The 13,456-nt window shown below is 64.4% G+C and carries 13 protein-coding genes; 3 read left to right on the top strand and 10 right to left on the bottom strand.

Annotated features, from left to right (window positions below; translation table 11 throughout):
• Positions 1-27: 27 nt before the first annotated feature.
• The 5 genes from HMPREF2550_RS04245 to HMPREF2550_RS04265 form a co-directional block, all read right to left on the bottom strand.
• The gene (locus HMPREF2550_RS04245) at positions 28-1,089 is read right to left on the bottom strand and encodes an ABC transporter substrate-binding protein (protein ID WP_070789922.1); all 1,062 of its coding nucleotides are present in this window, start codon (positions 1,087-1,089) and stop codon (positions 28-30) included.
• Between the two features lie 60 nt (positions 1,090-1,149).
• Positions 1,150-2,148, bottom strand: coding sequence for an ABC transporter ATP-binding protein (locus HMPREF2550_RS04250; RefSeq protein WP_070789924.1), 999 nt, complete (start codon positions 2,146-2,148; stop codon positions 1,150-1,152).
• Entirely contained in the window at positions 2,145-2,987 is an 843-nt protein-coding gene (locus HMPREF2550_RS04255; RefSeq protein WP_210400212.1) for a CYTH domain-containing protein, read from the bottom strand. The genes HMPREF2550_RS04250 and HMPREF2550_RS04255 overlap by 4 nt, the downstream gene beginning before the upstream one ends.
• Before the next feature lie 71 nt (positions 2,988-3,058).
• Positions 3,059-3,376: a DUF3017 domain-containing protein gene (locus HMPREF2550_RS04260; protein WP_246819757.1), complete on the bottom strand. Its 318-nt coding sequence runs from the start codon at positions 3,374-3,376 to the stop codon at positions 3,059-3,061.
• A 4-nt stretch (positions 3,377-3,380) separates the two neighbouring features.
• Positions 3,381-4,244 (bottom strand): bifunctional methylenetetrahydrofolate dehydrogenase/methenyltetrahydrofolate cyclohydrolase, encoded by an 864-nt coding sequence (locus HMPREF2550_RS04265; RefSeq protein WP_070789925.1) that lies wholly within the window; start codon positions 4,242-4,244, stop codon positions 3,381-3,383.
• Between the two features lie 23 nt (positions 4,245-4,267).
• Here HMPREF2550_RS04265 and HMPREF2550_RS04270 point away from each other — a divergent pair, with 23 nt between their 5' ends.
• Positions 4,268-4,738 carry a tRNA (cytidine(34)-2'-O)-methyltransferase gene (locus tag HMPREF2550_RS04270; RefSeq protein ID WP_070789927.1) on the top strand — a complete coding sequence of 157 codons (471 nt, stop codon included), beginning with the start codon at positions 4,268-4,270 and terminating at the stop codon, positions 4,736-4,738.
• A gap of 1 nt (position 4,739) precedes the next feature.
• Here the strand turns inward: HMPREF2550_RS04270 and HMPREF2550_RS04275 are convergent, their stop codons facing one another.
• Complete coding sequence (locus HMPREF2550_RS04275) at positions 4,740-5,384, bottom strand: MOSC domain-containing protein (protein WP_070789929.1); 645 nt, start codon at positions 5,382-5,384, stop codon at positions 4,740-4,742.
• 103 nt (positions 5,385-5,487) lie between these two features.
• Between HMPREF2550_RS04275 and HMPREF2550_RS04280 the strand changes: the two genes are divergently transcribed.
• On the top strand, positions 5,488-6,462 hold the full coding sequence (locus tag HMPREF2550_RS04280) for a chymotrypsin family serine protease (RefSeq protein WP_070789931.1): 975 nt from the start codon (positions 5,488-5,490) through the stop codon (positions 6,460-6,462).
• Here HMPREF2550_RS04280 and HMPREF2550_RS04285 read toward each other — a convergent pair.
• The 4 genes from HMPREF2550_RS04285 to HMPREF2550_RS04300 form a co-directional block, all read right to left on the bottom strand.
• Positions 6,459-7,808 carry a PH domain-containing protein gene (locus tag HMPREF2550_RS04285; protein ID WP_070790206.1) on the bottom strand — a complete coding sequence of 450 codons (1,350 nt, stop codon included), beginning with the start codon at positions 7,806-7,808 and terminating at the stop codon, positions 6,459-6,461. The genes HMPREF2550_RS04280 and HMPREF2550_RS04285 overlap by 4 nt on opposite strands.
• A gap of 5 nt (positions 7,809-7,813) precedes the next feature.
• Positions 7,814-8,263, bottom strand: coding sequence for a PH domain-containing protein (locus tag HMPREF2550_RS04290; protein WP_070790204.1), 450 nt, complete (start codon positions 8,261-8,263; stop codon positions 7,814-7,816).
• A gap of 292 nt (positions 8,264-8,555) precedes the next feature.
• A complete protein-coding gene (locus tag HMPREF2550_RS04295) occupies positions 8,556-11,693 on the bottom strand; it encodes an error-prone DNA polymerase (protein ID WP_070789933.1) in 3,138 nt (1,045 codons plus the stop codon).
• A 33-nt stretch (positions 11,694-11,726) separates the two neighbouring features.
• Positions 11,727-12,284, bottom strand: coding sequence for a mycothiol transferase (locus tag HMPREF2550_RS04300; protein ID WP_070764664.1), 558 nt, complete (start codon positions 12,282-12,284; stop codon positions 11,727-11,729).
• A gap of 88 nt (positions 12,285-12,372) precedes the next feature.
• Here HMPREF2550_RS04300 and HMPREF2550_RS04305 point away from each other — a divergent pair, with 88 nt between their 5' ends.
• Positions 12,373-13,425: a helix-turn-helix transcriptional regulator gene (locus HMPREF2550_RS04305; RefSeq protein WP_070764665.1), complete on the top strand. Its 1,053-nt coding sequence runs from the start codon at positions 12,373-12,375 to the stop codon at positions 13,423-13,425.
• Positions 13,426-13,456 lie beyond the last annotated feature (31 nt).

The following is a 13,456-nucleotide window of genomic DNA, read 5'->3' on the forward strand; positions in this document are numbered from 1 at the left end:
AGGCAGCGCATCACGCGCCGCAGGGTTTTACAGGTAGCGCTCCGCGAACTGCTCGCGGACGTTCTTGGACTCGGAGGAGATGGCCTCCCAGTCGTCAGAGATCTGCGCGATTTCGGCGAGCTTCGGGCTTTCCTTCGGCGCGACCTCCGGGTTCGCCGGGATCATGTACTTGGATGCGGAGATCTCCTGCGCTTCCTCGGAGAACATGAAGTCCACGAAGGCCTTCGCGGCCTCCTTGTTGTCGGAGGTCTTCATGATCATGACCGGGCGCGGGGACACAGTGGTGCCCGACAGCGGCAGGTTGATCTCCAGGGATTCTCCCTTGTCCTTCTTGGAGTAGCCGGAGTAGTCCACGCCGCCCAGCACGACGCCCTTGGAGCCGGAGGTGACCTTGTCCAGCGCGGGGCCGTTCGCACCCTCAACGATCATGCCGTTGTCAAAGAGCTTGTCGAACAGCTCCCAGGTCTTGTCCTCTCCCCACTCGGCGACCATGGCGGCAAGCAGGTCAGCCGCGGTACCCGACTCGCGCGGGTCCGGCATGATGACCAGGTCCTTGTACTTCGGGTCGGCCAGGTCCTCCCAGTCGGTCGGTGCCTCGTCGATGACGTCGGTGTTGGCGATGAGCGTCAGTGCGGAACCGTCGCGGCCGTGGAACGTGTCGTCCGGGGCGTTCCAGTCCGGGTTGGAGTTCTCGATGTTGGCCGGCTTGTAGGGCTCCAGCGCGCCATCTTCCGCCTGCTTGGAGGCCGCCTTCCAGGACGCGAGGTAGACCACGTCCGCTTGCGGGTTGGCTTCCTCCGCCTTGAGCTTGGCGGTGATCTTGCCGGTGGTGTCAGCAAACACGTTGACCTTGACGTCGGTGCGCTCCTCGAACGCCTCGACCAGCGCGTCAGTCAGCCCCTGCGGGTTCGCAGAGTAGTAGTCCAGCTCGCCGGAAAGCCCTTCCGGTGCCTCCCACTTGGCGGCGGAGGTTTCGCTCTGCGCAGCGCCAGTGGATTCCGCGGACTCGTCGACGGACTCGACGGAACCGCAAGCGGTCATGGTCAGCGCCGCAGCAACACCTGCGATAACGGCAGCAAACTTCTTCATCTTCTTCTCCTTGAGAGTTTTGGTCTTCGCAGGCAGACGCGCCTGTGAGGAAACGTGAATTTACGGGTTGGTCACGGTCAGCAGGACGGTGTCGCCGCGCCCAATCGGCGCGCGGGTGTACGCCAGCCACGGCTCGGGTGCCCCGTCGACAAGACAGCGGATTTCGTACCGGCCGCCGGTGTATTGGCGCTCGACGACCTCACCCAGGATGGAGTTCTCCGGATACGAGACCGGGCGCTTTCCATCTTCCAGCACCGTGACCTGGACGTTTTCGGGCCGGTTGTCCGGCAGCGTTGCGTGGGTGTTGGTCACGCCCACGAACCCGGCCACGAACGCATCGGCCGGGTGCTCATAGAGCTCCACCGGCGCGGCGAACTGGCGCACCTCGCCCGCGTCCATCACGGCGACGCGATCCGACATCGCCAGGGCCTCGGCCTGGTCGTGCGTGACATAAATGACGGTGAGGTTCAGGTCGTATGCCAGCCGGGTCAGCTCGCTGCGAATCTGAGTGCGCAGCGCCGCGTCCAGTGCGGACAGCGGCTCGTCCATAAGCAGCAAATCTGGCTGCGAGACCAGCGCCCGCGCAATAGCGACGCGCTGCTGCTGACCACCGGACAGCTCGTTCGGCCGCTGCTCGGCCTTCGAGGAAATGTTGACCATGTCCATGGCCTCCGCCACTCGCCGCTGACGTTCTTTCGCATCCACCCTGGCGGAACCGGTAGTGAGCGGGAACTCCACGTTCTTCGCCACCGTCATATGCGGCCACAGCGCCAGATCCTGGAACACCATCGACAGATTGCGCTTATTCACCGGGGTATTCGTCTTCTCACCGAACACCTCGCGGCCGGCAAACCTGATCGTGCCGGCATCCGGCGTCTCCAGCCCAGCAATGCAGCGCAACAGCGTCGATTTGCCGCAGCCGGAGGGCCCAAGGATCGATACAAACTCGCCCTTCGCAATGCTTATCGACGTCGCATGCAACCCCGTGCCATCAGCAAACTCACGCCTGACGTTCTCCAACTCAACCTGCGCGGTTGCAGTTTCCTTAGCGGCCGTCACTGTTGCCACCCGCTTGCAAGCACTGTGCCTGTCTTAAAAGCGTCCTCGTGCTCAAGCAGTCCGACTTTTTCAAGCTCCGCGATCAGCGTCTCGCGCTTGCGGATCGCGTCCTTTCGAGAAGAGTCCTCTTCTGAGATCTCTACCCACACCTGGTCACCGAACTTGGCCACCTCGAGGTCAGTCTTGATGCCTCCCACTTCAACCCGCCATGTCTGCTGGTTGACGATACGAGACATCTTCAGATCAACGTCTGCAAGCGTGGTACCCGTTGCCTTCTTCAGCTTCCCGGGCTCCAGGTCAGCCACAATCGCTACCGCGTCGTCTACCGAAGGAATTTCGCACTGTGAAGTGACACACGCGGCGCTTTTCTTGTTGCTGAAGTCCAACGTCGACGTTGCAAAGCTTGCGTTGACCTGGGCGTCGTAGTTCGTATCTGATGAGTCGAAGTTCTGCTTTCGTGCCCGGTCCAAGCCGTCCTCCACGGTGCTCTTGGACAGGGAGTTATCCCCCAGGGGAAGGCGGTACTTATACGTAATGTCGTAATTTTCCGCACTGTCTTTATGCCGCAGACGCGCCGTCCATCCATGGTTAGCCAGCATCCCGTCGGCAGTGTCGAAATAGACTGCTTGCTCCGATCCGGACTCGCTCAACACGTCAAAGTATGAACGGAACTGCGGAGACGGTGCACCTTGAGCATCAACTGCTGCATCGCTTAATCGCAGCTTGACCTGGTAGTCCGGAGTAGCTACCGCCGCAGCGCCCGCGTCCGGCACAGCGCAAAGCACCGACGCGATACATACAGCTAGCGCGGGGATTGCCCGTTTCTTCTTGAAAAACACCGGCATGACGTTAGGCAGCCAATGTAACCTTCACCCAAATTAGACGTGAAGCTTATGTAAATTCTTTCCGGTTAAGACCCCAGCGAGTCCACCGTCCACGCGAGCGTGACCATCCCTAGCCCGCACAGCGTGCAGAACGCCGCGTCGGCCTTGCGTGAGCGCACCGCGAGCAAGCCGAGGATTCGCGAGTCGCACAGATACCGCAGCGCCGCCAGCCACAGCATCGACGCCCCCAGCGTGAAGGTGGCGCGGCGCCAGTGCTCCGTGGCCGCGAACAGCCCGGAGGCGACAAACCCCACGACAAACAACGCCACCAGCGCCCACTGCACCATTTCTGGCAGGGGCGAGGGCGGGTTGCCGCGGTCGTGGGGGTTGTCGAGTGAGAGCACGAATTTAGGCCTCGGCCAGACCGGCGGCGCGCTCTGCACTTTCCACGATGTTGCGGACCAGGAAGGTGCGCGTCATCGGGCCGACACCGCCCGGGTTCGGGGAGACCCAACCGGCCTTCTCCCAGACATCCGGGTGCAGATCGCCGACGGTTTTGCCGTCAACGCGGGACACGCCGACGTCGAGAAGCGCGGCACCCTCCTTAATCATGTCGGCCGTAATCATGTGGGGCTTGCCCGCTGCCGCGATGATGACGTCGGCGCGGCGTGTCTCTGCGGCGAGATCCTTGGTGCCGGTGTGGCAGAGCACGGCGGTGGCGTTGACGTTGCGGGAGGTGAACATGAGCGAGATCGGGCGGCCGACGGTCACGCCGCGGCCGATGACGCACACGATCGCGCCGTTAAGGTCCACGCCGAAGCGCTCGAGCAGCTTGATGGAGCCGTTCGGGGTGCACGGCAGCGGTGCTGGCTCGTTGAGGACAAGCTTGCCCAAATTGACCGGGTGCAGGCCGTCGGCGTCCTTGCCCGGGTCGATAAGGCCCAGGATGCGGTTTTCGTCCAGGTGCTTCGGCAGGGGAAGCTGGACGATGTAGCCGGTCACGGCATCGTCCTCGTTCAGCTCGCGGATGACCTCCTCGAGCTGCTCCTGCGTGGTGTCCTCGGGCAGCTCCTTCATGATGGAGGCGATGCCGAGTTCCTCGCAGTCGCGGTGCTTCATGCGCACGTAGTTCTGGCTCGCCGGGTCCTCCCCCACCAGCACGGTGGCCAGACCCGGGGTGACGCCCCGCTCCTTCAGCGCAGCAACGCGCCCCTTCAGATCCGCGAAAATCTCCTCGCGGTAGAGTTTTCCGTCCAATTTGATCGCAGTCACGCACCCCATCCTAGACTGTCGGTGTGTGCGCACTTCACGTCATCTTTGATAACCCCGTCATCCCAGGCAACACCGGCAACGCGATCCGGCTCTGCGCGAATACTGGTGCGGTGCTGCACCTGGTCGAGCCGCTCGGCTTCAGCTTCGATGACAAACACCTCAAGCGTGCAGGCCTGGACTACCACGACCTCGCCGATGTGCAGATCCACCCGGATATCGAGGCCTGCTTCGCAGCCCTCAGCGACGCGCGCATCTTCGCGTTTACCACCAAGGCCACTTCCTACTACCAGGACGTGTCCTACCAGGACGGCGACGCGCTGCTCTTCGGTACCGAGCCGACCGGGCTGCCGGAGGCGCACAGCCACCACCCGAAGGTGACCGACCAGGTGCGCATCCCCATGTTGCCGAGCCGGCGCTCGATGAACCTGTCCAACTCCGCAGCCGTCGCCGTGTTCGAAGCCTGGCGGCAGATGGGGTTTGCGGGCGGGGTGTAACTCACCCGAACCGGGCGTCCAGGCGCTCCTGGTACAGCGGCGGCATGATGCGCAGCTCCCACAGGCGTCGAGAGAGATCCGTATCCCCCATTTTCGCGCGGAAGGCCTCTCCCATGGTGAATCCGTGGTCAGGCTCGTCGAGTACCTCGATCGTGTCTCCCGGCGCGATTGTGCCTTCCTTGTTCACGCGGAAGTAGCAGCCGCAGTCCCCGCTGCGGGTAAAGGCTTTGATCCACTGCGGCTCGCCGATCCACGCCGCGAAGGTACGGCACGGCGAGCGCGGCACGCTGACCTCGAGTTCCACCTCGCCGATGCGGAAGCGCTGGTTGATCAGCACCGAGGTCCAGTCGATGCCTTCGGTGGTGAGGTTTTCACCAAACACGCCGTTGTCCAGCGGGTAGCTCAATTGGTTACCCCACCAGTCGAGGCGTTCGCGGCTGAAGGCGTACACCGCCTTCTGGGCGCCGCCGTGGTGGGCGGTATCGCCGATAACGTCACCAACCACGCCGCTGCCGTCGCCGTAGTTCGGCCCCGGGGCCACCACGTCGAGGCGTGCGGCTGGCTGTTTATTAATGCCGCTTTGCCGCGCCGCCCCGCCGGGGTCCTGTTGCGGGCGGGCAATATTCACGCTCAGTACACGGTTCATGCTGGCCAAGGCTACCTGCGTTAAGCATTCCTCCATCGCTTTTCCATGCAACTGTTAAAATCTGTGCCTGTTCCTGGCCCGACACACCCAAGTGAGCCCCGCCATGCATTCTCCCGCGTCACGTTTCCGCCTGATCGCCGCACTTGCTGCCTCAGCGCTGCTTGTATCCTGCGGGGATTCCTCCGATGCTGACTTGGAGGCCTACCAAGCCGAGCAGGACGCTGCCGTGTCAGAAATTGCGGACATGCTGCAGGACTCCTACACGCCACAGCCCAGCACCTCTGCCACCAAGCAATCGCGCTACCAGACAGAGCCCGACTACCAGGACCACCGGAGCTACGAGAGCTACCCCAGCCAGCACGCGGAGCCGCCGATCCAGCGCGAGGTCATCGACCCCCGCAACGACTCCTCCGGACAAAGCGGCCGCGACGACAACCGGGGCGTGTACTACCACAACTCCGTGGACTGGGAGTGGCTGAAGCAGCCCGGCGGGGTCGTACCGGGCGGACGGATCTACAACGAGACGGGGAATATGAACTGCTCGACGGGCTTTTTGGCGTCCCGGGGCGAGCGCGTCTTCATCATCACAGCGGGCCACTGCGGTGGGCGCGGCGACCAGTTCTACGTGGAGGACGCCCAGGGCAACTGGGCGTACGCGGGCGAGATGGTGGAATCCTACCTAGAGCAGAGCGCCGACGGCAGCGTCATCGGCGCGGATATTGGGCTGATCGAGCTCACCGGCAACGCCCAGTATTCCTCCACGCTCCCGCTCGACCTGCCGCTACGCGGCTGGATCACCCCTCAGGAAGCGCAGGCTCGCGGCATGATGATCTGCCGCCTTGGCGCCACCACCGGCTACTCCTGCGGTGAGTTCGACAGCATCGGCAACAATGGACTGTTCTACTTCCGCAGCATCACCGACCGCGGCGATTCCGGCGGCGCGATCTTCGCCGTCGACAACTCCGGCGTGTGGGCCGTGGGTGTGAACTCCAACGTCTCCGACGCCAACAAGACCCTCGTGGGCGCGATGGAGATCGGCAGCGCCATCGAGTACTGGGGCCTCACCATCCACGGCTAGAAGTCAGGAACGTCCGCCGCTTCCAGGGCGGGCAGGGTGCGGGTGCGTAGGGCGTCGACAAGCGAGCGGGCCTGCGTGTCCTCAACATCGCGCGCGGTCATCCGCACCGCGCCGGGCACGAGGTCGAAGCGCACGTGCGCGAGGCCGAGTCGGCGCTGCAGCGGGCCCTGCTTGAAGGTGAGCTCCTGGATGTGCGGGATTTTGACCACCTGGAAGCGGCGGGTCAGCCGCCCAAACGTCACGCGCGCTGTGCCGCGGGTAGTGTCCACGGCGACGCTCTGGTGCCGCCAGTCCACCGGCGAGACCCAGCGGGCTTTGCGCGGGCTGCGCGCGGAAAACGTCGCGTCGGCTGCTACGGGCCCGGTGAGCTCGCGGGCGACAAGCGGGCCGATCGCGTCGATGACCTGCGCGGCCTGCGCGTAGGTGCCCACCGGCAAAAGCTTTGAAGTGCCCGAGGCCTTGTTCATCTCGGAGCCGTAGCCGGCCACTGTCACCGAGACCTGCCACCAGCCGAACACGCGCCACAGCATCGGTCGCTTGAGCTGGACTGCGTGGATGCGGTCGATGGGCACCGCTTGTCGACGTCGATTGGCCAACCCGTACGTCAAGTTGATCACCTCGCCGTCAACGGACGAGTGGAAGCGCCACGACTGGTCGATCGTGCGCCAGATCTGCGGCACGAAGCTCACCAGCACCGGCACGACCGCGGCGATGCTTAAGCCGGACCAGACCGGGATGGTCGCCCACGCCACCGTGAACAGGGTGGAAAACTGCAGCGCCGCCGCGGCCAGGGAACGCTTGATCGGAATCGGGTCGACGAGTGCGGGGGTTGCGGTGGGTACGTCGAAGGCGGCATCGTCAAGGTTGTCAAGCAGGTCCTGGCCCTGCATGCGCGCCAGGATCTCCTTGCGCAGCGCCTCGGCCTCGGCGCGCGGGAGGTAGGCGATCTCAATGTTGGCCTGCGCGCCGCCGGCCGCCTCGATACGCACCCCGGCCAGCCCGAACAGGCGCGGGGCGAAGGGCTCGACGATGTCCACAGCCTGGACGCGGTCGTAGCGCGCGGTACGGATCTGCGTGGTGAGCACGCCGCGGCGCATCTCGATTTCCTCGTCGTCCACGCGAAACCCAGTCCGCGCCCACCACAACTGCGAGACCCCGAAGAGCACGAGCAAGGCCAGCACTACGGCGCCGAGCGTCCACGCGGCCGCGGTAAGCCCGTAGTCGCCTTCTGAGAGCCAGTTGTAGATGGGCATGGTGAAGTTGAACGCGGCGATGGCGAGCAACGCAAGCAGCGTCGCCCACACGCGCAGCAGGGGACTTAAACGGTGGACGCGGCGATACTGCATCTCTTTCACAGGCCGCTCATCCGTTCGCGCGCCTTGACGGCCAGGCGGTCGCGCAGCGCGTCCGCCTCGGCTGCAGGCAGACCGGGCAGGCTCGCATCCGAGGTTGTCGACGCCGTGTTGACCTCCAGCTTTTTCAGACCCAGGGCGCGGGAGATGGGGCCGGAGGTGACGTCGACAAACTGCACGCGCCCGTAAGGCACGACCGTCATGATGTGCCACATCTTGCCCTTGCTCAGCACCAGGTCATCCTCTGTTTCCAGCCACCCCATATTGCGCACCTGGAAGGGGATGAGGAAGTACTGCCAGACGAAGTAGACCGCGCACACTCCGAGCGGGATGGCCCAGCCCCAGCCCCACTTCCACCAAGCGAAGCCCAAAAAGCCCAGCACAATCAGCGCCCAGATCGTGTTGGAGACTAGCTTCGGCACCATCAGTTTCGGCGAGACGCGGTGCATCTGCTCCACGGATGTCGGCAGCTGCGGGGCTGCGGGTTCTGGTGTGAGCGGGGTGGTTGACATGGTGGTCAACCTACCAAAGACCTCGCTTGGTCTTGCTGCGAGTCGGTGATGTTAGGGCTGATGGACTTTCAGCTGTACACACTGCACTCAGACTCAAGCTCATCTAGGGAAACAGTTTCGATCTCTCCTCGGCGTACTGCTTCTGCTTCCGCCTCGAGCGCAGAAATGTATTCCCGTGCATCCGGTCGCTGCCCCTGCTCCATATTCACGAGTTTACGACACCGCTCCTCTACCGGAAGTCACGCGAGCCGCGCGAGAACCACTCGGCCAGCTCGAGCGGCTCGAACTTGTCGGCCACCACGCTGACCGCGCCCGTCGCGTTTTGCACAATGCCGCGCACGATCAACGCCCGCGCCGTGCGCGCGAGCACCCGCTGCTTCTTCCACAGGCCTGGCGAGACCATCACGTTGAGCAGCCCCGTCTCGTCCTCCATGCCTAAAAAGGTCAGGCCCTGGGCAGTGTTCGGGCGCTGCCGGTGCGTGACCACCCCGGCGATGCGCACGCGCGTGCCGTCTTCGACGCGCTTCAAGTCCGCCGCGCGCACAATCCCCGCGGCCTGCAGCTGGTCGCGCAGCGCCTCCATCGGCTGCATCTGCGGGGTCACGCCGGTGGCGGCGACATCGGCGGCGAGCAGTTCGAAGGCGTTCATCCCCGGCAGCGCAGGCGCGCTGATCGCGGAGAGTCCGGGCAGCATCCCGTCGCGCTCGGTCGCGGCCACGCCGGCCTGCCACAGTGCTTGCCTGCGGTCCACGTCGAAGCAGTCCAGCGCCCCGGCGCGCGCCAGGGCCTCGACCTGTTCCACTTTCAAATCCGCCCGGCGCGACAGGTCCGGGATCCCGCTGAAAGGTTGGGCGGCCTCGATGCGCTCGGCGGCCGCCTCCCCTAAGCCGCGCACCAGGTTGAGACCCACCCGGATCGTCTCGTTATCCAGGCAGCGCGCCTGGCACCCGGACTCGTTCACGCTCACCGGCAGCACGCGCACTCCGTGGCGCCGCGCGTCCTGGATCAGCGACTGCGGTGAATAGAAGCCCATCGGCTGCGCGCGCAGAAGCCCCACGCAGAACTGCGCCGGGTAGTAGCACTTGAACCAGGCGGAGAAGTACACCAGCGAGGCGAAAGACTGCGAGTGCGACTCCGGGAACCCGTAGGCGGCAAAGGCGACGATCTTGGCCCACAGCTTCTCCGCCACCTCCTCGCCGATCTGGTTGGTCTCCCAGCAGCCGCGGAAGAAGCGGGCTTTGAGCGCCGCCATCTTCGTCGGCGAGCGCTTCGAACCCATCGCTCGACGCAACGCGTCCGCCTCCCTGCCCGAAAAGCCCGCGGCATCCACCGCGACCTGCATGAGCTGCTCCTGGAACAGGGGGATGCCGAGTGTTTTGCCCAGCGATTTCTCCAGCACGGGGTGGTCAAACTGCACCGGTTCGAGCCCATCGCGCCTGCGCAGGTAGGGGTGGACGGACCCGCCCTGGATCGGCCCGGGGCGGATCAGCGCGACCTCGACGACCAGGTCGAAAAACACGCGCGGTTTCAGCCGCGGCAGCGTGCTCAGCTGGGCGCGCGATTCCACCTGGAACACGCCGACGGCATCGGCGCGGCAGAGCATGTCGTACACGCGGGCGTCGTCAAGCGAAAGCTCCCACAGGCGCACCTCGCGGCCGGTGGTGTCGCGCACGAGGTCGATCATGTGATGCAGCGCCTCGAGCATGCCCAGGCCCAGCATGTCGAACTTCACCAGCCCGGCCGACGCGCAATCGTCCTTATCCCACTGCACCACCGAGCGGCCGGCCATGCGCGCCCACTCCACGGGCACCACATCGGCGATCGGGCGGTCACAGATCACCATGCCTCCCGAATGAATACCCAGGTGGCGGGGCTGGCCCTCGAACTGTGCCGCAAGCTTCTCGACGCCACGCGGCACCTCCTCAACCCCCTTCGCCCACCCATCCGCCGCCCCCTGGGCGTAGCCTAGCGCGCGGGCTGCGTCGCGCACCGCGCCTTTGCGGCGGTACGTAATCACGTTGGCCACCTGCGCGGCGTTGTTGCGCCCATACTTGGCAAAGACGTACTGGATGACCTCCTCGCGCCGGCCCGACTCGATGTCGATGTCAATGTCAGGCGGGCCCTCCCGGTCCGGGGACAAGAAGCGCTCGAAGAGCAGCCCGGCCGAGATCGGCTCCGCGTTCGTAATACCCAACGCGAAGCAGACCGCCGAGTTCGCCGCCGAGCCCCTGCCCTGGCAGAGGATGTTTTCGCGGCGGCAGAACTCCACGAAGTCGTGGACGATGAGGAAGTAGCCGGGGAAGTTCAGCTCCTCGATCACGTCCAGCTCGTAGCGGATCTGTGCCAGCGCTTGTGTGCGCACGTTTTCGGGCCAGGCGGCGTAGCGCATCTTCGCGCTGGCCAGGGTGAGCGCGCGCAGGTGCTCCATCTCGCTGCGCCCATCCGGGGTGGCAAAGCGCGGCAGCTCCGGGGCGACCAGGTTGAGCGTGAACGCGCACGCTCGAGCAAGCTCGAGCGTGTAGGCCAATTTCGACTCGCAGCCGGGGAGCATGCGGAGGAGCTGTTCGCCGGAGCGCAGCCAGTTCGCGCCCATCGGGTGCAGGTGCCCGTTCGCTTGCGCCAGCGAGTCGCGCCTGGCCAGCGCGCGCTTGGCCTGGGCGAGGCGTGCATCTTCCCGGGTCGCCGCACCCGGGGCAGCGGTGACGATGGCGGGTAAGTGCTCGTAGCGGTCCAACAGTTCGTGGCGCTCCGCGTCCTGCGGGGTCATGGAGACCTCGTACTCGCGCACGACGTTTTCAAGGCCGAAGGCGTCGACAAGGCGGTCGACTGCACCTTTTTCTTCCGCCCACTGCCAGCCGGCCAGCGCGACACACGTGCCGCCGAGTGCTTCCCCAATCAGCTCCAGCGGCGGGTAGGCCACCTTGTCCTTTTCCCGCGTGGCCATGTGCGCATCCGCCATCAGGTGAGACAGTCGCTTGTACCCTTCCGGCCCACGCGCGATCACGGGCAGGACGCGGTCGTCCAAGGTCAGCTCCGCGCCGAACACGGTGGCGATGCCGGCAGTTGCTGCAGCCTCGGCGAACTTCACCGCGCCGTAGAAGCCGTCCCGATCCAGCAGCGCGAGCGCGCCAATGCCCAGCTCGGCAGCTCGGGCCACCATCTCCTCCGGCTCGCTCGCACCCGAGAGGAAGTTGTAGGCGCTTACGCCGTGCAGCTCGGCGAAGAGAACGCGCGGTGCGCCTAGCGCGCACTGTGGCTTCTGGGTAGGCGCGGTATGCTGCACCGGCACGGGTGCAGCCGTCTCCTTACCGGAGAGGATCCGCTCCAGCTTGGACCACGAAAGTGGCGCGCCCCCATTGAATCGCATGTTCGAAATCTTAGCGCGCCCCGAACGTACGTGCTATTTACCCCAGGGGGTGACGTACTCGTTAGGCTCCCACCCCTCGGCTGCGGCAAGGAGCTCAGCCGCCTGCGCACCATCGAGTTCCTCGCGAATGATGTCCGCATGTCCCGCATGCCGCGCAAATTCTTCCACGTAGTGCACATAGAGGTAGCGCAGCTTCGCCGGACGCGCCTCATCCATGCCGTACCAAGGGAAGGGGCCGACAGGCAGCTCCGCTTCCACGTCGCCGCCACGACTCATCTCCATAAATTCAGTGCGCACCGCATCAAAACGTTCCAGCAACGCCTCCAGCGTCTCCCCCTCGGCTGGCACAAAGCTCGAGGCAAAATCAGCAGCCTCATTTTTGTACTCTTCGTTGCCGGCTCGAAAAAGCGACTGCGCCATCACAAACGTGACGTGCTTGAGAATGCCGCTGATGCTCAGACCGCTACGCAGGGGCGTGCGGCGCGCAGCAGCGTCGTCAAGCCCAAAGGCGCTGGCACGGACCGCATCAAGTTGCACGTCGAGGTAGTTGCACAGCGTATCCAACTCATTGTCCTTGCATGGGAAGTACATCAGGATTCCTTTCTGTCGAACGATGACACCGCTACCCTAGAGTGCTTTCCGGACAGTTTTTGTCCGGAGCGTGAAGCACAATAGAGCAATGGCGGATACAACACAGCGAGTCCTCCAGCTCCTCGGACTCTTGCAAGCGCGCACCACCTGGCAGGCACACAAGCTCGCAGCGGAACTCGGCGTCACGGAACGCACGATTCGCAGAGACATCACCCGTTTGCGAGACCTCGGTTATCCAGTCCATTCGAGCCGCGGCCTCGACGGCGGCTATCAGCTCGGCGCAGGTCGACATCTGCCGCCACTGCTACTCGACGATTCCGAGGCCATCGCGCTCGTCGCCAGCCTGCGCATGAAAGCACTTTCCGGCACCGACGAATTTGGCGAGGCCGCACTCCGCGCCCTTGCCAAGCTCGACCACGTCATGCCGCCGCGGCTGCGAGCCATCACACATACCCTCGAAGAGGCCTCGGCCTCGCTCCATCACGAGTATTCCGCCGCGCAACAACGAACAAGCGATCTCAAGCTACTCCAGCAGCTCACCAACGCGCTCCGGGATCGCGTACTGGTGCGCTTTACGTACCACAAGCCGTCGGCCAACCCGACGGAGCGCGAGGTTGAGCCAACCAAGCTCTTGACCCAGGGAGAGTACTGGTACCTCCAAGCATTCGACAGAGGCCGCAACGATTGGCGCACGTTCCGGCTTGACCGAATCACCAACCTCCACGTCACCACCTGGACGTTTACCCCTCGCGCAGCCCCACCCCCAGCCTTAAGCGTCGATATCGCACAAAGATTCCGCTGTGCGGCTCGCGTCCAGCTCGCAGCAGCACCGGAAGAGGTCGCCGCCCGTATCCCCTCCGCGTACCGCTCGGAGATAGAAGCTACCGATCACGGTTCGCGCTTCGTCACCGGTGCGCCGAACTGGGACGATCTTGCATGGCATTTGCTCTGGGTATGTCGCGATTTAGACACTCACCTACTTCTGGACGCCAGCCCCGAAGCAGACAATCTGCGCGACGCGCTGCGCCGCATTGCAGCAGACGCGCACGATGCCGAAGTAAACACTGCTCACGCAGGGACGCACGACCCCAATTCCAAAGCAGGGATAGACAGCTTGGTAAACAATATCCCGCAAAAATAGACTAAGCGGTACATCAGGTGCTAGGTTTTTA

Source organism: Corynebacterium sp. HMSC074A01 (assembly GCF_001831515.1).
Taxonomy (GTDB): domain Bacteria; phylum Actinomycetota; class Actinomycetes; order Mycobacteriales; family Mycobacteriaceae; genus Corynebacterium.

Coding starts and splice junctions, on each gene's coding strand:
- HMPREF2550_RS04245 (WP_070789922.1), bottom strand. CDS start 1,089: ATGAAGAAGTTTGCTGCCGTTATCGCAGGTGTTGCTGCGGCGCTGACC.
- HMPREF2550_RS04275 (WP_070789929.1), bottom strand. CDS start 5,384: ATGAACCGTGTACTGAGCGTGAATATTGCCCGCCCGCAACAGGACCCC.
- HMPREF2550_RS04280 (WP_070789931.1), top strand. CDS start 5,488: ATGCATTCTCCCGCGTCACGTTTCCGCCTGATCGCCGCACTTGCTGCC.
- HMPREF2550_RS04285 (WP_070790206.1), bottom strand. CDS start 7,808: ATGCAGTATCGCCGCGTCCACCGTTTAAGTCCCCTGCTGCGCGTGTGG.
- HMPREF2550_RS04290 (WP_070790204.1), bottom strand. CDS start 8,263: ATGCACCGCGTCTCGCCGAAACTGATGGTGCCGAAGCTAGTCTCCAAC.
- HMPREF2550_RS04295 (WP_070789933.1), bottom strand. CDS start 11,693: ATGCGATTCAATGGGGGCGCGCCACTTTCGTGGTCCAAGCTGGAGCGG.
- HMPREF2550_RS04300 (WP_070764664.1), bottom strand. CDS start 12,284: ATGTACTTCCCATGCAAGGACAATGAGTTGGATACGCTGTGCAACTAC.
- HMPREF2550_RS04305 (WP_070764665.1), top strand. CDS start 12,373: ATGGCGGATACAACACAGCGAGTCCTCCAGCTCCTCGGACTCTTGCAA.